At 50.0% G+C, this 25,083-nt stretch carries 21 protein-coding genes and 6 tRNA genes; 25 read left to right on the top strand and 2 right to left on the bottom strand.

The window, feature by feature from the left end:
- The first annotated feature begins 12 nt into the window (after nt 1–12).
- From nagA to RFN81_RS12600, 9 genes are all read left to right on the top strand, one after another.
- The gene (nagA, locus tag RFN81_RS12560; protein ID WP_264498960.1) at nt 13–1,158 is read left to right on the top strand and encodes an N-acetylglucosamine-6-phosphate deacetylase; all 1,146 of its coding nucleotides are present in this window, start codon (nt 13–15) and stop codon (nt 1,156–1,158) included.
- Between the two features lie 102 nt (nt 1,159–1,260).
- The gene (nagC, locus tag RFN81_RS12565; protein WP_264496163.1) at nt 1,261–2,484 is read left to right on the top strand and encodes a DNA-binding transcriptional regulator NagC; all 1,224 of its coding nucleotides are present in this window, start codon (nt 1,261–1,263) and stop codon (nt 2,482–2,484) included.
- Nucleotides 2,485–2,687: 203 nt separating this feature from the next.
- On the top strand, nt 2,688–4,352 hold the full coding sequence (gene asnB / locus RFN81_RS12570) for an asparagine synthase B (protein ID WP_264496164.1): 1,665 nt from the start codon (nt 2,688–2,690) through the stop codon (nt 4,350–4,352).
- Nucleotides 4,353–4,569: 217 nt separating this feature from the next.
- Nucleotides 4,570–4,646 (top strand) — tRNA-Met (locus tag RFN81_RS12575).
- A gap of 9 nt (nt 4,647–4,655) precedes the next feature.
- Nucleotides 4,656–4,740, top strand: a tRNA-Leu gene (locus RFN81_RS12580).
- Nucleotides 4,741–4,815: 75 nt separating this feature from the next.
- Nucleotides 4,816–4,890: transfer RNA gene (locus tag RFN81_RS12585), tRNA-Gln, on the top strand.
- Nucleotides 4,891–4,924: 34 nt separating this feature from the next.
- Nucleotides 4,925–4,999, top strand: a tRNA-Gln gene (locus RFN81_RS12590).
- Between the two features lie 54 nt (nt 5,000–5,053).
- Nucleotides 5,054–5,130: transfer RNA gene (locus RFN81_RS12595), tRNA-Met, on the top strand.
- A 6-nt stretch (nt 5,131–5,136) separates the two neighbouring features.
- Nucleotides 5,137–5,211, top strand: a tRNA-Gln gene (locus tag RFN81_RS12600).
- A 233-nt stretch (nt 5,212–5,444) separates the two neighbouring features.
- Here the strand turns inward: RFN81_RS12600 and ubiF are convergent.
- On the bottom strand, nt 5,445–6,611 hold the full coding sequence (gene ubiF, locus RFN81_RS12605; protein WP_264496165.1) for a 3-demethoxyubiquinol 3-hydroxylase: 1,167 nt from the start codon (nt 6,609–6,611) through the stop codon (nt 5,445–5,447).
- Nucleotides 6,612–6,832: 221 nt separating this feature from the next.
- Here ubiF and miaB point away from each other — a divergent pair, with 221 nt between their 5' ends.
- The 9 genes from miaB (at nt 6,833) to RFN81_RS12650 (ending at nt 16,290) form a co-directional block, all read left to right on the top strand.
- The gene (miaB, locus tag RFN81_RS12610; protein WP_264496166.1) at nt 6,833–8,257 is read left to right on the top strand and encodes a tRNA (N6-isopentenyl adenosine(37)-C2)-methylthiotransferase MiaB; all 1,425 of its coding nucleotides are present in this window, start codon (nt 6,833–6,835) and stop codon (nt 8,255–8,257) included.
- 276 nt (nt 8,258–8,533) lie between these two features.
- Nucleotides 8,534–9,592 carry a PhoH family protein gene (locus RFN81_RS12615; RefSeq protein WP_264496167.1) on the top strand — a complete coding sequence of 353 codons (1,059 nt, stop codon included), beginning with the start codon at nt 8,534–8,536 and terminating at the stop codon, nt 9,590–9,592.
- Complete coding sequence (ybeY, locus tag RFN81_RS12620) at nt 9,589–10,068, top strand: rRNA maturation RNase YbeY (protein ID WP_264496168.1); 480 nt, start codon at nt 9,589–9,591, stop codon at nt 10,066–10,068. The genes RFN81_RS12615 and ybeY overlap by 4 nt, the downstream gene beginning before the upstream one ends.
- A gap of 117 nt (nt 10,069–10,185) precedes the next feature.
- A complete protein-coding gene (gene corC, locus RFN81_RS12625) occupies nt 10,186–11,064 on the top strand; it encodes a CNNM family magnesium/cobalt transport protein CorC (RefSeq protein WP_264496169.1) in 879 nt (292 codons plus the stop codon).
- Between the two features lies 1 nt (nt 11,065).
- On the top strand, nt 11,066–12,601 hold the full coding sequence (gene lnt / locus RFN81_RS12630) for an apolipoprotein N-acyltransferase (protein WP_319800179.1): 1,536 nt from the start codon (nt 11,066–11,068) through the stop codon (nt 12,599–12,601).
- A 431-nt stretch (nt 12,602–13,032) separates the two neighbouring features.
- On the top strand, nt 13,033–13,929 hold the full coding sequence (locus RFN81_RS12635; protein ID WP_264496171.1) for an amino acid ABC transporter substrate-binding protein: 897 nt from the start codon (nt 13,033–13,035) through the stop codon (nt 13,927–13,929).
- A gap of 217 nt (nt 13,930–14,146) precedes the next feature.
- Nucleotides 14,147–14,887, top strand: a complete 741-nt coding sequence (locus tag RFN81_RS12640; RefSeq protein ID WP_264496172.1) for an amino acid ABC transporter permease — start codon at nt 14,147–14,149, stop codon at nt 14,885–14,887.
- Between the two features lie 3 nt (nt 14,888–14,890).
- On the top strand, nt 14,891–15,565 hold the full coding sequence (gltK, locus tag RFN81_RS12645) for a glutamate/aspartate ABC transporter permease GltK (protein WP_264496173.1): 675 nt from the start codon (nt 14,891–14,893) through the stop codon (nt 15,563–15,565).
- Nucleotides 15,565–16,290 carry an amino acid ABC transporter ATP-binding protein gene (locus RFN81_RS12650; protein WP_264496174.1) on the top strand — a complete coding sequence of 242 codons (726 nt, stop codon included), beginning with the start codon at nt 15,565–15,567 and terminating at the stop codon, nt 16,288–16,290. Before gltK ends, RFN81_RS12650 begins: the two co-directional genes overlap by 1 nt.
- A gap of 247 nt (nt 16,291–16,537) precedes the next feature.
- Here RFN81_RS12650 and RFN81_RS12655 read toward each other — a convergent pair whose 3' ends face one another.
- Nucleotides 16,538–17,020, bottom strand: a complete 483-nt coding sequence (locus tag RFN81_RS12655) for a zinc ribbon-containing protein (protein WP_264496175.1) — start codon at nt 17,018–17,020, stop codon at nt 16,538–16,540.
- Between the two features lie 316 nt (nt 17,021–17,336).
- Between RFN81_RS12655 and leuS the strand changes: the two genes are divergently transcribed.
- From leuS to mrdA, 7 genes are all read left to right on the top strand, one after another.
- The gene (gene leuS / locus RFN81_RS12660; RefSeq protein ID WP_264496176.1) at nt 17,337–19,919 is read left to right on the top strand and encodes a leucine--tRNA ligase; all 2,583 of its coding nucleotides are present in this window, start codon (nt 17,337–17,339) and stop codon (nt 19,917–19,919) included.
- A 14-nt stretch (nt 19,920–19,933) separates the two neighbouring features.
- On the top strand, nt 19,934–20,488 hold the full coding sequence (gene lptE, locus RFN81_RS12665) for an LPS assembly lipoprotein LptE (protein WP_264498961.1): 555 nt from the start codon (nt 19,934–19,936) through the stop codon (nt 20,486–20,488).
- Nucleotides 20,485–21,510, top strand: coding sequence for a DNA polymerase III subunit delta (gene holA, locus RFN81_RS12670; RefSeq protein WP_264496177.1), 1,026 nt, complete (start codon nt 20,485–20,487; stop codon nt 21,508–21,510). Before lptE ends, holA begins: the two co-directional genes overlap by 4 nt.
- Nucleotides 21,501–22,163, top strand: coding sequence for a nicotinate-nucleotide adenylyltransferase (gene nadD / locus RFN81_RS12675; RefSeq protein WP_264498962.1), 663 nt, complete (start codon nt 21,501–21,503; stop codon nt 22,161–22,163). The genes holA and nadD overlap by 10 nt, the downstream gene beginning before the upstream one ends.
- A gap of 189 nt (nt 22,164–22,352) precedes the next feature.
- The gene (rsfS, locus tag RFN81_RS12680) at nt 22,353–22,670 is read left to right on the top strand and encodes a ribosome silencing factor (RefSeq protein ID WP_264496178.1); all 318 of its coding nucleotides are present in this window, start codon (nt 22,353–22,355) and stop codon (nt 22,668–22,670) included.
- Nucleotide 22,671: 1 nt separating this feature from the next.
- A complete protein-coding gene (gene rlmH, locus RFN81_RS12685; protein WP_264496179.1) occupies nt 22,672–23,142 on the top strand; it encodes a 23S rRNA (pseudouridine(1915)-N(3))-methyltransferase RlmH in 471 nt (156 codons plus the stop codon).
- Nucleotides 23,143–23,175: 33 nt separating this feature from the next.
- Nucleotides 23,176–25,080, top strand: a complete 1,905-nt coding sequence (gene mrdA, locus RFN81_RS12690; RefSeq protein ID WP_264496180.1) for a peptidoglycan DD-transpeptidase MrdA — start codon at nt 23,176–23,178, stop codon at nt 25,078–25,080.
- Nucleotides 25,081–25,083: the final 3 nt, after the last annotated feature.

Raw genomic sequence — 25,083 nt, forward strand, 5'->3', positions numbered from 1 at the left:
CGGGAGTCGATGATGTACGCGTTAACCCACAGCCGGATTTTCACCGGTCATCAGATTCTGGACAATCACGCCGTTGTGATTGCCGATGGGCTAATCGAGCGAGTTTGCCCGCTTGCCGAATTGCCTACAGGCATGGTTCAACATAATCTCAGCGGCGCGTTTCTCGCACCGGGATTTATCGATCTTCAATTGAATGGATGCGGCGGCGTGCAGTTCAACGACTCATTGGACGCCATTTCCGTTAAAACGTTGGAAATCATGCAACAGGCAAACCAGCGTTCAGGCTGTACCAGTTTCTTACCCACGCTAATTACCTCCAGCGACGCGTGTATAAAACACGGCATTAACGTCATGAAAGCGTGGTTATTGCAAAATGAGCATCAAGCGCTAGGGCTACACCTTGAGGGGCCGTGGCTAAACGCGATTAAGAAAGGCACGCACGACCTCCATTTTATCCGCAAGCCAACGCGGGAACTCGTCGACTTTCTCTGTGCCAATGCGGATGCCATTACAAAAATCACGCTCGCACCGGAAGAAGTCGATCCGTCGGTTATCCACCAACTGACGGCGGCAGGTATTATCGTCTCCGCCGGGCATTCCAACGCTACCTGGGCACAGGCAAAACGCGGCTTCGCTGCCGGTATTCGTTTTGCGACTCACTTGTTCAACGCCATGCCGCCACTGACTGGACGTGAGCCTGGTCTGGTTGGCGCGGTTTACGATGCTCCGGAAGTCTATTGCGGTATTATTGCGGATGGGCGACATGTCGACTGGGCCAATATTCGCAATAGCAAGCGGATCAAGGGCGATAAACTCGTGCTGGTTACTGACGCGACGGCACCTGCGGGCGCAGATATTGACCAGTTCATTTTTGCCGGGAAAACCATATACTACCGCGATGGCATTTGCGTCGATGAACATGGCACCCTAAGTGGTTCTGCGTTGACAATGATCGATGCCATACACAACAGCGTCAAATACGCAGGGATCGCACTGGATGAAGCCATCCGAATGGCGACGCTTTATCCCGCTCGCGCCATTGGCGTCGATAAGCAATTAGGCAGTATTGAAAGCGGTAAAGTGGCAAACCTGACCGCCTTTGACCGTGATTATCGCATTGTCAAGACGTTTGTTAACGGTAACCCTGTTTGGGGATAGCGTAAAACGTTTAGCGCATGGCGATGTCACCCCAGGTATTCCACTTCGGGTAACTTCACGTTGGCGAAGCAATATATTGATAAAAGAAGCGAGTACTTTTTCATGACCACTGGCGAACAGGCGCAGATAGGGAATGTCGATTTAGTTAAACAATTAAACAGCGCGGTAGTATATCGCCTGATTGACCAGCATGGCCCGATCTCGCGCATTCAAATCGCAGAACAGAGCCAACTTGCCCCCGCCAGCGTCACGAAAATTACTCGTCAACTTCTGGAGCGCGGTCTGATCAAAGAAGTCGATCAGCAAGCGTCTACCGGCGGTCGGCGCGCCATTTCCATTATTACGGAAAATCGCCTTTTTCAAACGATAGCCGTGCGCCTTGGCCGCTACGATGCCACTATCGCGCTGTACGATCTACAGGGTAAGGCGCTGGAAGAAGCACATTACGCATTACAAGAAAACACACAAGACACGCTGGAATCGGCCCTATTCCAGGCTATTAGCGATTTCATCGCTCATCATCAGCACCGCATTCGCGAACTCATTGCAATTTCTGTTGTGCTGCCGGGATTGGTTGATCCGCAGGCTGGTATTGTTCGCTATATGCCGCACATTAGCGTGAATAACTGGCAACTGGTAGATAACTTGCAACGTCAATTTACTATCACGAGTTTTATCGGCCATGACATCCGCAGTTTAGCACTGGCGGAGCACTATTTCGGCGCTACCCGTGACTCACAGGATTCCATTCTGGTTCGTGTTCATCGGGGCACGGGAGCTGGCATCCTGGTAAACGGCAAAATTTTCCTCGGCAGTAATGGCAATGTGGGTGAAATTGGCCATATTCAGATCGATCCTCTTGGTAACCGCTGTCACTGCGGCAATTTTGGTTGTTTAGAAACTGTCGTATCCAATACGGCTATTGAACAGCGAACACATCACCTACTGCGTCAGGGCTACCCCAGCAAGCTTTCTGTTGATGACGTTACAATTACGGCCATTTGTAAGGCAGCGAATCGTGGCGATCCTCTGGCGCAGGAGGTGATTGAACACGCGGGAATCACTCTCGGCAAGGCGCTCTCTATCGCCATCAATCTGTTCAATCCGCAAAAGGTGGTGATTGCCGGAGAAATTACTCAAGCAGAAAAAACACTCACGCCTGCGATCCAACGTTGTATCAATACGCAGGTGTTAAAAGAATTTCGTCATAACCTGCCGATTGTCACATCCAGTCTTAATCATCTTTCCGCTATTGGCGCATTTGCACTGGCTAAACGGGCCATGTTAAATGGCGTTTTACTGCAACAGTTGCTTGAACACACGTAATGTTGATTTTGACATGATTATGTAATCGCTAAAAACCTAACCATTCCGCCCATCAAAATTAAACAATCATCATCAGAATAGCGAAATAATTATCGAAATATCGGGAAATCAACTTTTTTCATTAAGTAATATTGAATTTTCATAGCGTTTTGATGCTAAATCAACGTTACAGCAATTGAATTTGTCATTATTGGGAGTGGTATATGTGTTCTATTTTTGGGGTGCTTGATCTGAAAAGCGATCCGGCTGAACTGCGTAAGAAAGCACTGGAATTATCTCGTTTAATGCGTCATCGCGGGCCAGATTGGTCCGGCGTTTATGCCAGCGATAAAGCCATCCTGGCCCACGAACGTCTATCTATCGTTGATGTCAACACCGGCGCTCAACCCCTCTACAATGCGGCGCGCACCCACATTCTCGCCGTTAACGGCGAGATTTATAACCATCAGGCATTACGCCAACAATATGGCGACCGTTATAGCTTTCAGACAGGTTCAGACTGTGAAGTCATCCTCGCGCTATATCAGGAGAAAGGCCCGGCCTTTTTGGATGAACTGCGAGGTATGTTTGCTTTTGTCCTGTACGACAGTGAAAAGGACGCCTACCTGATTGGTCGCGACCATCTCGGCATCATTCCGTTGTACATGGGCTACGATGAGCACGGTAACTTCTACGTCTCTTCTGAAATGAAGGCACTGGTGCCGGTTTGCCGCACGATTAAAGAATTCCCGGCTGGCAGCTATCTATGGAGTCAAGACGGCGAAATTCGCGAATATTATCACCGCGATTGGTTTGATTACGACGCAGTCAAAGACAATGAAACGGATAAAGACGCACTGCGTGAAGCGCTGGAAGAAGCCGTAAAAAGTCACCTGATGTCCGATGTTCCTTACGGCGTGTTGCTCTCTGGCGGCTTAGATTCTTCCATTATCTCTGCGATTACCAAAAAATATGCGGCTCGTCGTGTAGAAGACGACGCCCGTAGCGAAGCCTGGTGGCCTCAGTTGCACTCTTTTGCCGTCGGACTGGAAGGTGCGCCGGATTTGAAAGCAGCGCAGGAAGTCGCTGACCATTTGGGCACCGTACACCACGAAATTCACTTCACCGTACAGGAAGGGCTGGATGCGATCCGCGACGTGATCTATCACATCGAAACCTACGATGTCACCACTATCCGCGCCTCAACGCCCATGTACCTGATGTCACGGAAAATCAAAGCAATGGGCATTAAAATGGTGCTCTCCGGCGAAGGTTCTGATGAAGTGTTCGGCGGATATCTTTATTTCCATAAGGCGCCAAACGCCAAAGAGTTGCATGAAGAGACGGTACGTAAACTGCTGGCGCTCCATCAGTATGACTGCGCACGCGCGAACAAAGCAATGTCGGCCTGGGGCGTAGAGGCGCGCGTGCCATTTCTGGACAAAAACTTCCTCGATGTCGCCATGCGTATTAACCCACGTGACAAAATGTGTGGTAACGGCAAGATGGAAAAACATATCTTGCGTGAATGCTTTGAATCCTATCTGCCGCATAGTGTTGCATGGCGCCAGAAAGAACAATTCTCTGACGGCGTTGGCTACAGCTGGATCGACACGCTGAAAGAAGTGGCTGCTAAACAGATTAGCGATCAACAATTAGAAACGGCACACTTCCGTTTCCCGTATAACACGCCCGGCTCAAAAGAAGCCTATCTGTATCGCGAGATCTTCGAAGAGTTGTTCCCGGTCCCTAGCGCTGCGGAATGTGTACCCGGCGGCCCGTCAGTCGCCTGTTCGTCAGCGAAAGCCATCGAGTGGGATGAATCTTTCAAAAAAATGGATGACCCTTCAGGCCGGGCGGTTGGTGTACACCAATCTGCCTACCAATAATTCAACGGATTGGCACGACCAAACGGGTCATTCATGACCCGTTTTTACACATGGGTTATTGAAAAAGTCGGCATTTTGCCGTTTTTCTCACCATACTGTTCATAACCCAAACAAACGATACCTTGAGGCTACTTTTCGGGAAAAAATTTGTTGACGCAATTGGGCCAACTCCGCATAATGCGCCCCGCAAAGCCGATGAAGGTGACACGGAAAAGATGGCTACGTAGCTCAGCTGGTTAGAGCACAGCACTCATAATGCTGGGGTCACAGGTTCGATTCCCGTCGTAGCCACCATCTTTTTTTGCGGGAGTGGCGAAATTGGTAGACGCACCAGATTTAGGTTCTGGCGCCGCAAGGTGTGCGAGTTCAAGTCTCGCCTCCCGCACCACTATCTTCTTGGCTCAGCTTTATTTTTGAAGTCTGATGGTTTCATTTTTGAAGTCTGATATTGTTTTGCAGTGATTGGGGTATCGCCAAGCGGTAAGGCACTGGTTTTTGATACCAGCATTCCCAGGTTCGAATCCTGGTACCCCAGCCATTTTAGTTGTACGCGGGAAAATCGGCTGCTCTGTTGGGGTATCGCCAAGCGGTAAGGCACTGGTTTTTGATACCAGCATTCCCTGGTTCGAATCCAGGTACCCCAGCCATCTACTTGATAGCAAAAGATTTTGTTGAAACAATGCAGCAATGGTAGTAGATTTGGCTACGTAGCTCAGCTGGTTAGAGCACAGCACTCATAATGCTGGGGTCACAGGTTCGATTCCCGTCGTAGCCACCACATTTTTGGGGTATCGCCAAGCGGTAAGGCACCGGATTCTGATTCCGGCATTCCGAGGTTCGAATCCTCGTACCCCAGCCAAATAAAGCTGGTAAAACAGCAAGTTACGGGGCGACAGTCGAAAGACGTCGCCCCGTTTTCTTATGAATGGCGGCAAAGTGGCGGCAGCCATATCCAGACGAGCCTTGATATCGCTATATGTCAGGTGAGAATCTGCGGGACAGGCCATATTGCTTTACGCCGGAGAGTGGCGGGTACACCGTGATTTTACACCACCCCGCCGGGTGCCCTAGCAACGGTGTCCCTATGGTCCATTAAACGCCAATGGCATATTTCAATGCGTGCTGTTTCAATACACCAGCGCGCTGCGCCATCATCAACGCCATATTGCGTGCAATGCGTAGCGGCGGCAAATCGTTACTAAAGGCGCTATAAAAAAGATCCATCCCACTTTGCATCATCAGATTATCTGGCCTGCGACGACGCTGATAACGGCGCAATACACTCTCAGTCTCCCACGCTTCTCCCGCGTTACGCGCATTATTCAGCACATCCAGTAATGCCTCGACATCGCGATAGCCCAGATTAACCCCCTGCCCCGCCAGTGGGTTGATAGTGTGCGCAGCATCCCCTAAAAGCGCCAATCCAGGTTTAATATAGGTTTGCGCATGGCGTCGGACCAATGGAAATGCGCCTGCAGCATAGGCATTAACTGGCCCCAATCGATCGGGAAACGCCGCCACGATTTCCTTATCAAGCTGGGCAAGCGACATCGCTTGAAGTTGACGCACACGCGACGGACTGTCGTACCATACCAGCGTTCCCCATCTGTCAAAGAGCGGTAAAAACGCCCGTGGACCGCTTGGCGTAAACTGCTGCCAGGTCACATCTTGCTGGGGTTGAGATGTTTCAACACCGATCAACATACATGATTGATGGTATTGCCAACCATTAATACCAATTCCAGCCCATTGGCGAACCTGAGAGTTCGCGCCGTCGGCGCCAATTACTAGCGGAGCCGTTAATTTTTGCCCGTCTGCGAGCTGTAGATGCCAACCATCGTTCGAGCGGTGCAGGCTTTGCGGTGTAGCCGGGCAATAACAGCGGCAACGCTGCTCCTCCTGCAGAGCTTCCCAGAGCGCCAATTGCAGCACGCGATTTTCCACCATAAAACCCAGCTCGGACAACTGGATATCGGCAGCATCAAAGACCACTCTGGCATTCGCCCACTCCCAGGTTTCCAGGCGACGGTAAGGCGCGCTACGCATCCGCTGCACTCGTTGCCATACGCCTAATTTTTGCAACAACGCCACCGATGCATAGCCAATCGCCGAAACCCGGAGGTCTGGCCGACTGGCGCTATCGAACGGCAAAGGTATATCCTGCTCAACGACGGCAACCTGAAATCCTTGTTGTGCCAGCCCAAGCGCCGCTGCAGCGCCCACCATTCCGCCGCCCACCACGATTACATCGACACTCATAGTAAAACTTCCTCTTTTCATATCGGCCTAACCGATGAAAAATGCATGAAAACAGTGTACTGGATTTGCGTTTGATTTTTCACAAAAGGCGCACCATTCCAAACGGGCAAGGGTTATCAAGTCGGTTATTTCCGGCGCTGGTCACAACGTTAGCGAACGATTACAATACCCAGCCCAACTAAGGGGAATCTTCCTTATCCGCACTGAGTAATGGCAAGTCGATGACAAAAAAACTGCACATTAAAACCTGGGGTTGTCAGATGAATGAGTACGATTCATCTAAGATGGCCGATTTACTGGGAAGTACGCACGGCTTTGAGCTGACTGAGATCGCTGAAGAAGCCGATGTTCTGTTGCTCAACACCTGTTCGATCCGTGAAAAGGCGCAGGAAAAGGTGTTCCATCAACTGGGGCGCTGGAAGGCGCTGAAAGATCTCAATCCAAATTTGATTATTGGCGTTGGTGGCTGTGTTGCCTCACAAGAGGGCGCGCATATTCGTGAACGTGCGCACTACGTTGACGTTATTTTCGGCCCACAAACTTTACACCGTTTGCCGGAAATGATTAATCACGTTCAGGGGACTCGTAGCCCCATCGTTGATATCAGTTTTCCTGAAATCGAGAAATTTGACCGCCTGCCGGAGCCGCGCGCCGAGGGGCCAACGGCATTTGTCTCCATCATGGAAGGCTGCAATAAATACTGCACATTTTGCGTCGTGCCTTATACGCGAGGCGAAGAGGTCAGCCGCCCGTGCGATGATGTGCTATTTGAAATCGCTCAACTGGCAGCGCAGGGCGTGCGTGAAGTTAATCTTCTGGGACAAAATGTCAACGCCTACCGCGGCGCGACTTATGATGGCGAAATCTGCTCTTTTGCTGAATTACTGCGTCTGGTCGCCGCCATTGACGGGATTGACCGTATTCGCTTTACTACCAGCCATCCGATTGAATTCACCGACGATATTATCAGCGTCTATGAAGACACGCCGGAGCTGGTAAGCTTTTTACATCTACCGGTACAAAGCGGTTCTGACCGTGTATTGACCATGATGAAACGTCGTCACACCGCTCTGGAATACAAGGCGATCATCCGTAAGTTGCGCAAAGCACGTCCTGATATCCTAATCAGTTCTGATTTTATCGTTGGCTTCCCCGGCGAAACGCAGGCTGATTTTGAACAAACCATGAAGCTAATTGCCGATGTGAATTTCGATATGAGCTACAGTTTCATTTATTCTGCCCGCCCGGGGACACCCGCAGCGGATATGATTGATGATGTGCCAGAAGAAGAGAAAAAGCAGCGCCTATATCTTCTGCAAGAACGGATCACTCAGCAGGCAATGCGCTATAGTCGTCTGATGTTAGGCACCGTTCAGCGTATTTTGGTGGAAGGCACCTCGCGCAAGAATGTCATGGAACTGTCAGGTCGTACGGAAAATAACCGCGTTGTCAACTTTGAAGGCACACCGGATATGATCGGCAAATTTGTCGATGTAGAAATCGTTGATGTTTATACCAATTCATTGCGCGGTATTGTAGTGCGAACTGAAGATCAGATGGATCTGCGCGTACACGAATCACCGTCCTCGGTGATTGCCCGTACGCGTAAAGAGAATGAAATTGGCGTCGGATTTTACCAGCCGTAATCGCATTTATTTCGGTTTTAACGTAAAAACGGACGGAGCCAATCTCTGTCTTTTTATGGCAGGCTGGCCCAGCCTGCCATAATCAGTGTTAATTTTGTTACACTTACCCATATTTTTGCGAAGCAGCATCCCAATATTATCACTGTAGCTTGCAGTATCTGGCCGTCAGGATGAATAATCACGTAATGGCGAATACATCAGCCCATCCGATACTCGCTCAGTTCGTGTTGTTCACGGTATACCAATGCCAGCACCGTAATATCCATGAGGAATAATTTGAACGTAACGACGAAAGAAATTGCTCTTGAACCTGCGGATAACCAGCGCTTGCTCAGCCTTTGCGGTCCGTTTGACGACAATATTAAACAGCTAGAGCGTCGCTTAGGCATCGAAATCCACCGTCGAGATAACCAATTTAAGCTGATCGGTAAAAGTTTTCTGACACAGACTGCTGCCGATATTCTACAACGACTGTATGTCGATACAGCGCCGATACACGGTGGTATTGGTGATATCGATCCCGAGCAAATTCACCTTGCGATTAAAGAATCGCGTGTTCTGGAACAATCTGTGGAGCATATTCCCGATTATGGCAAAGTAGTCAATATCCGCACCAAACGCGGTGTAATCAAACCGCGCACGCCAAATCAGGCGCAGTACATCGCTAATATCCTCGATCACGACATCACATTCGGTATTGGTCCGGCAGGAACGGGGAAGACCTACTTAGCCGTCGCTGCCGCTGTAGATGCTTTAGAGCGTCAGGATATTCGCCGCATTCTGTTAACACGCCCCGCCGTTGAAGCAGGGGAAAAACTGGGTTTCCTGCCTGGTGATTTGAGTCAGAAAGTCGATCCATATTTACGTCCGCTCTATGATGCGCTGTTTGAGATGTTAGGCTTCGAACGCGTCGAAAAACTCATCGAACGCAACGTCATTGAGGTCGCGCCATTGGCTTATATGCGTGGGCGCACGCTGAATGATGCTTTCATTATTCTGGATGAAAGCCAGAACACCACCATAGAACAGATGAAAATGTTTCTCACCCGTATTGGGTTTAATTCAAAGGCGGTTATCACCGGTGACGTCACGCAGATCGACCTGCCAAAGAATTTAAAATCCGGCTTACGCCACGCAATTGAAGTATTGGCGGATGTGGACGAGATTAGCTTTAACTTCTTCCACAGCGAAGATGTGGTTCGCCATCCGGTCGTTGCACGCATTGTAAATGCCTATGAAGCGTGGGAAAACGCCGAGCAGAAACGTAAAGAGGCCATCGCAGAACGGCGTAAACCTGAAGTGCAGGTTACGGTTTCAGATCAGGAGCAAAAATGAGTCAGGTGATTCTTGATTTACAAATCGCCAGTGAACACACGCAGGGACTACCGGACGAGAAGGATTTTCAACGCTGGCTAGAAGGCGTTTTACCACAATTTCAGGAAACCGCCGAAGTAACTATCCGTATCGTGGATGAAGCCGAAAGTCGTCATTTGAATAATACTTATCGTAATAAAGATAAGCCGACTAACGTGCTATCGTTTCCTTTTGAAGCGCCACCGGAAGTCGAACTTCCTCTACTTGGTGATTTAGTCATCTGTCGTCAGGTCGTCGAACGAGAGGCGTCCGAGCAGGAAAAAACCGTAGAAGAGCACTGGGCGCATATGGTTGTCCATGGTAGCCTGCATTTGCTAGGGTATGATCACATTGAAGACAGCGAAGCCGAAGAAATGGAAGCGCTGGAAACTGAAATCATGCAAAGTATGGGCTATGCCGATCCTTATCTGGCAGAGAAAGAGAGCCCGATTGACTGACTTGAAATATTTCAGGGCCATCCCAATATCAGATTCGAATTTACTACACGTCAGCCACTGTGCCGCTTCCAGTAGCTGGTAATAATCCCTTAACAAGAGTGATGTTAATTAAAACGCATGAGCGACGACCATTCTCAAAATAGCGATGCCCCCAGTCCTAAGAAGGGCTTCTTTTCTCTTATTCTTAATCAGCTTTTTCACGGCGAACCCAAAGATCGCAACGATTTATTAACGCTGATTCGTGACTCCGAACAGAATGACCTGATCGATCCCGAAACGCGGGATATGCTCGAAGGTGTCATGGACATAGCCGATCAGCGAGTGCGTGACATTATGATCCCCCGTTCGCAAATGGTGACGTTGAAACGTGACCAAACGCTGGAAGAATGTCTGGACGTCATTATTGAATCGGCCCACTCCCGCTTTCCTGTTATTAGCGAAGATAAAGACCATATTGAAGGTATCCTGATGGCGAAGGATCTCCTGCCGTTTATGCGCAGTAATTCCGCCCCTTTCAGTATGGACAAAGTGTTACGCTCCGCCGTTGTGGTGCCTGAAAGTAAACGTGTTGATCGGATGCTGAATGAATTCCGCTCACTGCGCTACCATATGGCGATTGTCGTCGATGAATTCGGCGGCGTATCCGGCCTGGTGACCATTGAAGACATTCTTGAGCTGATCGTGGGCGAAATTGAAGACGAGTATGACGATGAAGAAGATAGAGACATTCGCCAATTGAATCGTCAAACCTATACTGTTCGTGCTCTAACAGATATTGAAGACTTCAATGAGGCTTTCGGTACTCAGTTCAGCGACGACGAAGTTGACACCATAGGTGGCCTGGTTATGCAATCTTTTGGGCATCTTCCGGCCCGTGGCGAAACTATCGACATAGAAGGTTACCTGTTTAAGGTTGCGATGGCGGATAGCCGCCGTATTATTCAGGTTCATGTCAGAATCCCTGACGATGCCCCTCAACCTAAACTGGAAGAATAATTTGGCAACGGCTGTCGCTTCTCTTCTACAACGCCAGCAGGTCAAAGCCCTGCTGGCGCTCTTATTTGGCGCCTGTGGCATACTGGCCTTTTCTCCCTTTGATTATTGGCCCGCGGCGATTATTTCGCTCATGGGCTTACAGGCGCTGACGTTAGACCGAACAATGCGTCAATCGGCCTGGATAGGTTTCTGCTGGGGACTGGGTCTGTTTGGTAGTGGTATTAACTGGGTTTACGTTAGTATCGCGCAATTCGGTGGAATGCCCGGTCTCGTCAATGTTGCGTTGGTCGTCCTTCTTGCCGCTTATTTATCGCTCTATCCTTTACTGTTCTCCCTCCTGATTTCATGGCTGAGCCCGAAGACGACGCTGTTCCGCCTGGCTCTGACTGCCCCGGCGCTCTGGCAAATAACCGAATTTTTGCGCGGTTGGGTGCTTACGGGGTTCCCGTGGCTGCAATTTGGCTACAGTCAAATTGACGGCCCACTTAAGGGGATCGCGCCTATCCTGGGGGTCGATGCCATCACCTTTTTATTGATGAGCCTCAGCGGTCTGCTCGTTTACACGATCCATCAGCGCAAAATTGCCCCGGCAGCCATTACCATCGGTGTCTTTGCTTTATCGTGGCCGCTACGCAGCATACCGTGGTACACCCTGCAACCGGAACGTGCCGTCGATGTTGCGCTGGTACAAGGCAACATTCCGCAGACCGTGAAATGGGAGCCGGATGAGCTGTCTAACACGCTGAAGATCTATCTGGATGAGAGCCTCCCCTATATCGATAAAGCCGCTATCGTCATCTGGCCAGAGACGGCAATCCCCGATATTGAAAGCCGTCAAGGCATATACTTAAGGCAAATTGACGATATACTGCGTAGCCGCAATAGTAGCCTGATCACAGGTATTGTCGACATTCGACATGAAGGGAATAAAACCGACTTTTATAATTCAGTTATCGTTCTGGGAGATAAAGCACCCTATCACTACCCTACTGCCAATCGATACAATAAAAACCATCTGGTGCCTTTCGGCGAATTCGTTCCCCTCGAAAGCCTGCTTCGTCCGCTAGCGCCGTTTTTCGATCTCCCGATGTCCTCATTCAGCCGCGGAAATTATATTCAACCGCCACTTTCTGTGCAGGGTCTCAAACTTAACGCCGCTATTTGCTACGAAGTCATTTTAGGCCAGCAGTTACGTGATAATTTCCGAGCTGATACCGATATTCTACTTACTCTATCGAATGACGCCTGGTTTGGTCACTCAATCGGCCCATGGCAACATTTCCAGATGGCTCGCATGCGTGCGTTGGAATTAGGGAGACCGCTAGTACGTAGCACCAATAACGGCGTCACTGCGGTGATTACACCTGATGGTGCCATTAGCGCCAGTCTACCGCAATTTACGCGCGCAGTACTTCACACACAGGTGGTGCCAGCAACCGGGCTAACGCCTTATGCACGTTTCGGTTCCTGGCCGCTCTGGATTATTACTTTACTGGGCGGTAGTCTGACGGTTTTTTCCTACCTACGCCGCAGATAATTGCGTTCACCACTGCGCTAAGGGCATGCTTTTGCATGCCTTTTTCATTTATGGCATAGTATTTGCCTGTTATTATGATGTAAATGACTGTTTCATGATTTTTTGAGGATATTGCGCCAGTCCAGAGTGCTTTTTAGGTGCAATAGGTGCACTTTTGTGGTGCATTAACCTAACATTGCAACCCTTTGGTGCGGGCGATATCGCAAAAAACAAACATTTTCATTTCAACTAATTAACAACCAGCTATTTTTAAACTGCAAAAGCGGCAATCTCGCGCTTTAACGGTGCAACATGATTGCGGAGCAATCATAGGGCAGACGAGTGATGCGGCAATACAACGTTAGCTTCATGATAACGGGCATATTAACCATACGGTTATTCTTAACAGCGCGATAACTATTGCACTGTAACGACAGCAAAGGAGTTAGAACATGCAAATGCGTAAACTGGCATTATCACTGTTGCTACTTGGCGCCACTGCCAGCGTAGCTCAGGCTGAGGAACTGACCGGCACATTGAAAAAAGTCAAAGACAATGGCGTGATCGTCGTTGGTCACCGCGAATCGTCCGTGCCTTTCTCTTACTACGACAATACGCAGAAGGTGGTCGGCTATTCTCAGGCTTACGCGGATAAGATTGTCGAGGCTGTTAAGGAAAAACTGGGGACGCCTAATCTGCAAGTAAAACTCCTGCCTATTACCTCTCAGAACCGTATTCCTTTATTGCAAAATGGTACGTTCGATTTTGAATGTGGTTCTACAACCAATAATCTAGAACGTCAGAAACAGGCGGCATTCTCCAACACTATTTTTGTGGTCGGTACGCGTCTATTGACCAAGAAAGATTCCGGTGTGAAAGATTTCCCCGATCTGGCAGGTAAAACTGTCGTAGTCACTTCCGGCACAACCTCCGAAGTTCTGCTCAATAAGCTGAATGAAGAAAAACAGATGAAGATGCGCATTATCAGCGCCAAAGATCATGGTGACTCTTTCCGTACCTTAGAAAGCGGCCGTGCCGTAGCCTTTATGATGGACGATGCTCTACTGGCAGGTGAACGAGCAAAAGCCAAAAATGCCGATCAGTGGGATATCGTCGGTACAGCGCAATCTGAAGAAGCCTACGGATGTATGCTGCGTAAAGACGATCCCCAATTCAAGAAGCTGGTTGATGACACTATCGCCAAAATACAAACCTCAGGCGAAGCCGAAAAATGGTTCGATCGTTGGTTTAAACAGCCGATCCCGCCAAAAGGCCTTAACCTGAATTTTTCGCTGTCAGACGAAATGAAAGCCTTGTTCAAAGCGCCGAATGACAAAGCGCTAAACTAATTAAGAATGAGAATAAGGGCAGATTATCTGCCCTCTGATTGCTGATTCGTGGCATGACAGGCAGGCACTTAATGGCCGTTCCCCATTATTTGCTGCCCGAGAAATTTTGATAAACAGGTAGATTAGTCATATACCTGTCATTTGAAACAGAACGGGAATAGTGGCCACTCATCAATCTTCAGGGTAGCTTCGCTACCCTTTTTTACCGGAGTTTGTTATGTCAATAGATTGGAATTGGGGCATATTTCTACAAGCAGCCCCTTTCGGCAATACAACCTATCTCGGATGGATTTTGTCCGGTCTGCAAGTCACCGTTACCTTGTCTATCTGCGCGTGGATTATTGCCTTCCTCATTGGTTCTTTATTTGGGATCCTGCGAACCGTACCGAATCGCTTTCTTGCCGGTCTGGGTACTTGCTATGTCGAGTTATTTCGCAATGTTCCATTGATTGTCCAGTTTTTTGCCTGGTATTTGGTGGTTCCTGAGCTTCTTCCCGTCAATATTGGCATGTGGTTCAAAGCCGAATTAGATCCGAACATACAGTTCTTCCTATCGTCCATGATTTGCCTTGGCCTATTCACCGCAGCACGCATTTGTGAGCAGGTGCGTGCGGGGATCCAGTCATTACCCCGTGGGCAGAAAGCTGCCGGATTGGCAATGGGGCTGACATTACCGCAAACTTACCGCTATGTGCTATTGCCCAACGCGTATCGTGTTGTCGTTCCGCCATTGACGTCGGAGATGCTGAATCTGGTCAAGAATTCAGCTATTGCATCGACTATTGGTTTGGTTGATATGGCGGCACAGGCAGGGAAATTGTTGGACTATTCCGCTCATGCATATGAGTCGTTTACCGCGATCACGCTGGCGTATATTGGCATCAACGCCATTATTATGTTGATTATGCAGGTCGTTGAACGGAAGACCCGTTTGCCGGGAAACCTGGGGAGCAAATAAATCATGTATGAATTTGACTGGGGCTCAATTGGGCCAAGCATGCCGTACCTGATTCAAGGGATGGTCGTCACGCTCAAAATTACGTTGGTAGCCGTTGTTTTTGGCATCATCTGGGGTACGATTTTGGCCGTGATGCGTCTGTCGCCAATCAAGCCTATCAGTTGGTTTGCCAAGCTGTACGTGAACCTGTTCCGCTCGGTTCCTCTCGTTATGGTGCTGTTATGGTTCTATCTGGTGGTTCCTAGCTTATTACAAAATGTGCTTGGGCTATCGCCAAAAACGGATATTCGACTGATTTCAGCTATGGTAGCCTTCTCGTTATTCGAAGCAGCCTACTACTCGGAAATCATTCGTGCAGGTATCCTCAGTGTGTCGCGCGGGCAATCCTCGGCCGCCTTAGCGTTAGGGATGACCCACTGGCAATCCATGAAATTGGTTATTCTGCCGCAGGCGTTTCGCGCGATGGTGCCACTGCTGTTGACACAAGGGATCGTGCTATTCCAGGATACTTCTCTGGTTTATGTACTGAGTCTCGCTGATTTCTTCCGCACCGCCTCAATTATCGGCGAGCGCGACGGAACACAAGTTGAGATGATTCTGTTTGCCGGGTTTGTTTATTTTCTCTTCAGCATTGCAGCCTCAATGCTGGTCAGTTACCTGAAAAAAAGGACGGTTTGATGATTTCCCTGAAAAATGTTTCTAAATGGTACGGCCAATTTCAGGTACTAACCGACTGCTCTACGGAAGTAAAAAAAGGTGAAGTTGTGGTCGTCTGCGGGCCTTCCGGCTCCGGTAAATCAACCCTGATCAAAACCGTAAATGGTCTGGAGCCTATTCAAAAAGGTGAAATTACCGTTAATGGTATTGCCGTTAACGATAAGAAAACCAATCTGGCGCAGTTGCGTTCAAAAGTCGGAATGGTATTCCAACATTTTGAACTGTTCCCCCACTTGTCGATTATCGAGAACCTAACACTGGCTCAGGTAAAGGTATTAAAGCGTAACCGTGAAGATGCCAAGGCTAAAGCGCAAAAGCTGCTGGAACGTGTTGGGCTGGCGGCGCACGCTAACAAATACCCAGGACAACTTTCCGGTGGTCAACAACAACGTGTTGCCATTGCCCGCGCCTTGTGTATGGATCCTATTGCGATGTTATTTGACGAACCGACATCCGCACTCGATCCAGAGATGATTAATGAAGTTTTGGACGTGATGGTTGAATTAGCGCAGGAAGGCATGACCATGATGGTTGTCACCCATGAAATGGGCTTTGCCCGTAAAGTGGCGCACCGCGTGATCTTCATGGATGAGGGAAAAATTATCGAAGATACCCGCAAGGATGATTTCTTCGATAATCCACAGTCCGAACGTGCTAAAGATTTCCTGGCGAAAATCCTGCATTAATATTCGCGACAGACCATTAATTTTCACGACTGACTTTGTTGGACGAGAACGGTGGTAATGGGATAGCAGCGTAAAGCGTCCGCGCCAGGGGCAAAAACGTCAGGAACGTTTTCAAACGTCGCTTGCGACGCCCCTGAAAGGAGGGATCTCAGGGATGAGATTCCTCTGTGCGCGGCACGAACTTGCTGAGACGTAGTTTGCGTCTTTACGATCTCTCCATTACCGCCGCTTAATACCCGTATCAGCCCTACGGCTGGAACGGCTGTCGATGGAATTGGTCGTGATCGCATTTCGGGCACAGCGGCAACACTTCCGGTGTATAGAATGCAATGCGGTGATGGCAGTTCTCGCACACCAGATTGCCTAATCCCACCACCTCACCGCTGTGATAAACGCCGTGATGATTAACATCTTTGAAGATCTCACGCCACTCTAATTGCGTGCGGTCCGTAATATCCGCCAATTCCTGCCATAGACTTTCCTTGATCACACGCATAAACACGCTATCAGCAAGTGCATCCTGGCTTTCGTTATAGCTACGGGCAAACTCCTCCAGATCGCGCTGAACGGACTGAATCACCTGTTCTATTTCTTTTTGCGTCAGCGTAGAACGCGCTTCCAGTGTGTTACGCGCACGCTCCGTCAAACTATCGATATCGCGTTCACCGTTATTCAATCGAGCCGTCACTGAAGTCATTAACTCTTGGTAATAGCGAGCGAGCTTATTCATGCATCCTCCTGACTGAGCGGATTGAGGGGGTGATGAGATGAAGTGAAGGTTAACCGCCTAACGTATCCAGCTAAAAACCAAATAGGCTGTTTAACTAGCGTTATTTTAGATTATTTTCTTCATTAGTCTGCGCTACTGGCGCTAATTTGCGTAATCCTTCGCAGTATATGGCTTACAACTCAGAAATATTCCACTGCCGGGCGCTGGGTGTTGTTGCTCGCGCCGCTTACGGCTATGCTATGCGGATCTTTTGTTATGAATCGAAACCGGCCACTTAACGGTGGCGATTCTTCACTAAACAGGACCACTGGCAGCCATGCAAGAGCAATACCGCCCAGAAGAGATAGAAGCGGACGTCCAGCTTCACTGGCAAGAGAAGCAGACATTTAAAGTCACCGAACAGCCCGGCAAAGAAAAATACTATTGCCTTTCCATGCTGCCTTACCCTTCTGGCCGACTTCATATGGGCCACGTCCGTAACTACACGATCGGCGACGTCATTTCGCGTTATCAGCGCATGTTGGGTAAAAATGTTCTGCAACCGATTGGCTGGGATGCCTTCGGGCTGCCAGCTGAAGGCGCGGCGGTAAAAAATAACACGGCGCCAGCGCCCTGGACCTACGCCAACATCGATTACATGAAAAACCAGCTCAAGCTGCTGGGCTTTGGTTATGATTGGGATCGTGAAATCGCGACCTGTAAACCAGACTACTATCGCTGGGAACAGTGGTTCTTTACCAAGTTATATGAAAAAGGCCTGGTTTATAAAAAAACCTCCGCCGTTAACTGGTGTCCGAACGACCAAACCGTGTTAGCGAATGAGCAGGTTATCGACGGCTGTTGTTGGCGTTGCGACACGAAAGTTGAACGCAAAGAGATTCCGCAGTGGTTTATCAAAATCACCGCTTATGCAGACCAGTTACTGAACGATCTGGATACGCTGGAAAGCTGGCCTGAGCAGGTCAAAACCATGCAGCGTAATTGGATTGGCCGTTCCGAAGGCGTGGAAATTACTTTTGATGTCGACGGAAGCAACGAGAAATTAACCGTTTATACTACACGTCCGGATACGTTCATGGGCGTGACCTACGTCGCCGTTGCCGCAGGCCACCCTCTTGCAATGCAAGCTGCGGCTACCAATCCGGCACTGGCCGATTTTATTGATGAGTGCCGTAATACCAAAGTGGCGGAGGCCGATATGGCCACGATGGAGAAAAAGGGCATGGCGACTGGTTTGCATGCTATCCACCCACTCAATGGCGAAAAAGTCGCTATTTGGGTCGCTAACTTTGTCCTGATGGAATACGGCACAGGCGCCGTGATGGCCGTTCCCGCACATGACCAGCGCGATTGGGAGTTTGCCACTAAATACGGGTTGTCCATCAAACCGGTTATCCTCAATACCGACGGCAGCGAACCCGATCTGTCCACCCAGGCGATGACGGAAAAAGGCCATTTGTTTAACTCCGGTGAGTTTGACGGCTTGAATTTCGATGCCGCCTTTAACGCTATTGCCGATAAACTGGCAGAAAATGGCATCGGTAAGCGTAAAGTCAACTATCGTCTACGCGATTGGGGCGTTTCTCGCCAGCGCTATTGGGGTGCGCCAATCCCCATGGTAACGTTGGAAGATGGCACCGTTATCCCAACGCCAGAAGATCAACTGCCGGTCATTTTACCGGAAGATGTCGTAATGGATGGCATCACCAGCCCGCTAAAATCCAACCCTGAATGGGCAAAAACCACCATCAACGGTCGGCCCGCCCTGCGCGAAACTGACACCTTCGACACCTTTATGGAATCATCCTGGTATTACGCGCGCTACACCTGTCCACAGTACGATAAAGGTATGTTGGATCCAGCGGCGGCAAATTACTGGCTGCCCGTCGATCAATATGTCGGCGGCATTGAGCACGCCATCATGCATCTGATGTATTTCCGTTTCTTCCACAAACTGATGCGCGACGCGGGGCTGGTGACATCGGATGAACCGGCTAAGCGTCTGCTGTGTCAGGGAATGGTGCTGGCCGATGCTTTTTACTATATAGGTAATAATAATGAGCGCGTATGGGTTTCCCCCATCAATGTGACCGTCGAGCGTGATGAGAAAGGACGCATCGTCAACGCTGTTGATAATGAAGGCCGCACTGTGATCTATGCGGGAATGAGTAAAATGTCGAAGTCGAAAAACAACGGCATCGACCCGCAAGTTATGGTAGAGAAGTACGGCGCAGATACGGTTCGTCTGTTCATGATGTTTGCCGCTCCGGCGGAAATGACACTGGAATGGCAGGAATCCGGCGTAGAAGGCGCAAATCGCTTCCTGAAACGCGTCTGGAGACAGGTTTACGAACATACGGCTAAAGGAGCTGTAACGGCGCTTGATATCGCGACATTGACCGACGCGCAGAAATCGCTACGTCGCGATTTACACAAAACGATCGCGAAAGTGACCGATGATATCGGCCGTCGTCAAACCTTTAATACCGCGATTGCCGCTATCATGGAATTGATGAATAAACTGGCAAAAGCCCCGCAGGACAGCGAACAGGATCGCGCGTTGACGCAGGAAACGCTGCTCGCCGTCGTTCGCATGCTCTATCCGTTTACGCCGCATATCTGTTTCACGCTGTGGCAGGCGCTGCACGGTGAAGGCGATATCGACACCGCGCCATGGCCGGTCGCAGATGAGCACGCAATGGTTGAAGACTCCAAGCTGGTCGTCGTGCAGGTTAACGGTAAAGTGCGTGGTAAAATTACCGTAGCGGCCGATGCCACTGAAGAACAGGTTCGCGAACGGGCGGCTCAGGAACCGCTGGTGGCGAAATATCTGGACGGCGTCACAGTTCGTAAAGTGATTTATGTCCCTGGCAAACTACTTAATCTGGTTGTGGGTTAAGGGAAGGAGGAATGGTGCGACATCGTCTATTTACGTTGTTGCTGGGGCTGGCGGTGTTAATTACCGCTGGCTGCGGTTTTCATCTGCGCGGTACGACGCAAGTGCCTGAGCAGCTGCAAACGCTGATAATTGATAGCAACGATCCCTACGGCCCGCTAACGCGTGCCGTGCGAGAACAACTGCGCCTAAGCGATGTAAAAATCGTTGATGACGCGACGCGTCAGGATATCCCATCGTTACGGCTGCTGGGCTCCAGTGAAACACGCGATACCGTTTCCGTTTTTCAGGACGGGAAAACGGCTGAGTACCAAATGGTGCTGACGTTACAGGCGCAGGTCTTGATGCCGGGTGAAGATATTTATCCACTCAGCGTGACGGTGTTTCGCACTTTCTTTGATAACCCGCTGGCTGCGCTGGCGAAGGATGCCGAGCAGGATATCGTCCGTCGGGAAATGCGTGAACAAGCGGCCCAGCAGTTGGTGCGTAAATTGTTGACCGTCAACGGTAGCCTTGAGGCCCAGAAACGGTTGCACTCTGCCGATTCCCTCCCCGCTACCACACGTTCATGATTCGTCTTTACCCTGAACAACTGACCGCGCAACTCCATGAAGGGTTGCGCGGCTGTTATTTGGTCTTTGGCTCAGACCCGCTTTTGTTACAAGAGAGTCTGGACAACATTAAAAGGACCGCTCAGCAACACGATTTCAGCGAGCACTTCAACTTCACCCTGGACCAGCATACCGAGTGGGATGCCATTTTTGCCACCTGTCAGGCGCTCAGCCTGTTCGCCTCACGCCAGTCACTCCTGCTCATTTTGCCGGAAAATGGCCCTAATGCGGCAATGAGCGAAAATCTGGTTAAACTGGCCGGGTTATTGCACCCTGATATCCTGCTAATTCTCCGCGGTAACAAACTGAGCAAAGCACAGGAAAACAGCGCCTGGTTCAAAGCTCTTGCGCATGACAGCGTCTATATCAACTGTCTGACCCCGGAACAGGCACAGCTTCCCCGTTGGGTCGCCCTGCGCGCCAAAGCCATGGGGTTGACGCTGGATGAACAGGCAACGCAGCTTATTTGCTATTGCTATGAAGGCAATCTTCTCGCGCTATCTCAGGCATTAGAACGGCTGTCGCTGCTATACCCCGATGGTAAGCTGACCCTGCCACGTGTGGAAAGCGCAGTCAATGATGCCGCCCACTTCACGCCATTCCATTGGCTAGATGCCTTGCTGGCGGGAAAGGGAAAACGTGCATGGCATATTTTGCAACAGCTACGGCAGGAAGACTGTGAACCCATCATTCTACTGCGCACGCTACAGCGTGAGTTACTACAATTAGTAACGCTCAAACGGCGGATGTCAGACACGCCGCTGCGTACCTTATTCGATCGGCAAAAAGTGTGGCAAAACCGGCGCGACCTGCTCTCGCAGGCGTTAAACCGACTCTCTCTTCAACAGTTACAGCAGGCCGTGCACGTGCTGACGCAAGTGGAAATTACAATCAAGCAAGATTACGGTCAGCCAGTCTGGCCTGAACTCGAATCGCTTGCGATGTTGCTGTGCGGTAAAACGCTACCGGAGGTATTCCTCTGAATCACGCTTCTACACCAACGTTGACCGCGTTTTTTGGCGGTACGTTCGATCCGATTCATTACGGTCACCTTCAACCAGTAACGGCGCTGGCTAAACTCGTAGGCCTGACTCAGGTAGTTTTAATGCCGAATAATGTTCCACCACATCGTCCGCAGCCCGAAGCCAGTTCCTGGCAGCGCTTTCATATGGTGGAGTTGGCGGTTGAAAGCGATCCGCTGTTCACTGTGGACGATCGTGAACTGCAACGGCAAACCCCCTCTTATACGATTGATACGCTGGAAGCGTTGCGTACCGAGAAGGGCCGAGATGCGCCATTGGGGTTTATCATTGGACAAGATTCGTTGCTGACGCTGCATCATTGGCACCGCTGGCAAGATCTACTCGACGTCTGCCATTTGCTGGTGTGCGCCCGCCCCGGCTATCGTTCGACGCTGGAAACACCCGAATTGCAACGGTGGTTGGACAGCCACTTAACACGTACGCCAGACGATCTTCATCAACAGCCACAAGGTCGCATTTTTCTGGCAGACACGCCGCTGATCACGATTTCAGCCACGGATATCCGGCGGCGCCGACAGCAAGGCCTCGACTGTCACGATTTAATACCGTCAGCCGTACTTCGTTACATCGACGAACACCACTTGTACCAGTAGGCCGTTTTTCCTAGCCATCGTTCATAGGCTTGATACCACTGCGTAAAAGTGCGTGATATACTCCGCGGCTGGCCTCAATCACTGGAAAAACGAAGATTCTCGGTAATTATTCGGCGATTTTGGCTTTTTCTAACCATTCAGTGCCGCCCGACTGCCAGTTGCGGGCAAAACGTTATTGAGGGGGAACCTTTGCAAGGCCAGACACTCCAAGACTTCGTTATTGATAAGATCGATGACTTAAAGGCTCAGGATATCGTTGCGCTCAACGTTAAGGGTAAATCCAGTATTACCGATTATATGGTGATCTGTACCGGAACCTCTACACGCCATGTTGTTTCCATCGCCGAGCATGTGGTACAAGCCTCACGCGCCGCGGGTTTGATCCCACTCGGTATTGAAGGCGAAAACACAGCCGATTGGGTCGTTGTCGATCTGGGCGACGTGATGGTTCATGTCATGCAGGAAGAAAGTCGCCAGTTGTACGAATTGGAAAAGCTATGGGGCTAGCATGAAGCTGCAATTGGTCGCGGTTGGCACCAAAATGCCCGACTGGGTGCAGGTAGGATTTACGGATTATTTGCGGCGTTTTCCGAAAGATATGCCTTTCGAGTTGCTCGAAATCCCGGCGGGAAAACGAAGTAAAAACGCCGACATCAAGCGCATTCTGGCGCGTGAGGGCGAACAGATGCTGGCAGCGGTAAACAAAGGCAACCGCATCGTTACTTTGGATATTCCCGGTAGTCGCTGGGAAACCCCACAGCTGGCGCAGCAATTGGAGCGTTGGAAACAAGACGGGCGCGATGTCAGCCTGTTAATTGGCGGGCCTGAGGGGCTCGCGCCAGAATGCAAAGCCGCAGCGGAACAAAGCTGGTCACTCTCCCCGTTAACACTACCGCATCCGCTCGTGCGTGTTTTGGTGGCAGAGAGCCTGTATCGTGCATGGAGCATTACGACTAACCACCCTTACCATCGGGAGTAAGGCGCGACAATGAAACATGTGAAATAACGCTGGATGAAAGTAGAACGCAAACCCTTTCGAGATTATACCGCCGAGTCCGCCTTATTTGTGCGCCGCGCGCTAATCGCCTTTTTGGGCATTCTGCTGCTTACCGGCGTATTAATCGCCAATCTTTATCACTTACAGATCGTGCGCTTTGATGACTATCGTACACGCTCTAATGAGAACCGCATTAAGCTGGTTCCTATCGCGCCCAGCCGCGGCATCATCTACGATCGGAATGGCACGCCGCTGGCCCTAAACCGCACTATCTATCAGTTAGAACTCGTCCCCGACAAGGTTGATAACCTAAAAGAAACCTTGAACGCCCTGCGTCCGATTGTCGATTTGACCGATGACGATCTGGAAAATTTTGAAAAAGAACGCAAACGCTCACGTCGTTTTAGCTCTATTCCAGTGAAAACCGGGCTGGATGAGATCCAGGTCGCCCGTTTTGCCGTTAACCAATACCGCTTTCCCGGCGTTGAAATTAAGGGCTATCAACGCCGTTATTACCCCTATGGCGCCGCTTTAACACACGTTACAGGCTATGTCTCCAAGATTAATGATAAAGATATAGAACGGCTGACTAAAGAAGAAAAAATCGCGGACTACGCCGCCACGCACGATATTGGTAAACTGGGTATTGAACGCCATTATGAAGATATACTGCATGGTAAACCCGGCTATGAGGAAGTCGAGGTTAACAACCGTGGTCGCGTGATCCGCCAACTTCACGAACAGCCGCCACAGGCGGGGCACGATATCTATTTGACATTGGATTTGGACCTGCAAATTTATATCGAAAAATTACTCGCAGGCAGCCGTGCCGCGGTTATTGTCAGTGACCCTCGGGACGGCGGCATTCTGGCGATGGTTTCGACACCCAGTTATGACCCAAACCTGTTTGTCGATGGAATCTCCACCAAAGCTTATAATTTGTTGCGTAACGATCCTAATCGTCCACTGATCAACCGTGCGACACAAGGCGTATATCCGCCCGCCTCCACCGTAAAACCGTATATTGCCGTTTCTGCGCTGGCTGCGGGTGTGATCACCACGAGTACCAGCCTCTTTGACCCCGGCTGGTGGCAATTACCCGGTTCGGAAAAACGCTATCGTGATTGGAAGAAGTGGGGGCATGGTCGTCTGAACCTCACAAAATCACTGGAAGAGTCCGCTGATACGTTCTTCTATCAGGTTGCCTATGATATGGGCATCGATCGCCTATCTGAATGGATGCAGAAATTTGGTTATGGCCAGAAGACGGGCATCGATATTTCAGAAGAAAGTCGGGGCAATATGCCTACCCGCGAATGGAAATTTAGACAATTTAAAAAACCCTGGTATCAGGGCGACACTATTCCGGTTGGCATCGGACAGGGTTACTGGACGGCAACGCCGATTCAGATGAATAAGGCATTAGTAACGCTAATCAACGACGGGCAGGTCAAGACGCCACATTTGCTTTATCGCTGGCGAGAAAACGGCGTTATGGTGCCTTACCGTCAGGCCGAGAATCAGCAGATCGACGATATCCACTCCGGCTATTGGGAAGTGGCAAAAGACGGTATGTATGGAGTAGCCAATCGCCCTAACGGCACAGCACGCAAAAGTTTTGAAGACGCCCCTTATAAAATTGCGGCAAAATCGGGCACGGCTCAGGTGTTTGGCCTGAAGGAAAACGAAACCTACAATGCTCACAAGATTGCAGAACATTTGCGTGACCACAAGCTAATGGTCGCTTTTGCCCCGTACAACAATCCCAAAGTAGCAATATCCGTCATCCTGGAAAACGGCGGCGCGGGCCCAACCGTTGGTACGATTACCCGACAGATCCTCGATCATATTCTGCTGGGAGATAACAAAACCCATTTACCCAGTGCGCCACCTGCGCCGCGGGGGAACGAAAGTGAGTAACAG

The organism is Pectobacterium cacticida, assembly GCF_036885195.1.
In the GTDB taxonomy this organism is placed as follows: domain Bacteria; phylum Pseudomonadota; class Gammaproteobacteria; order Enterobacterales; family Enterobacteriaceae; genus Pectobacterium; species Pectobacterium cacticida.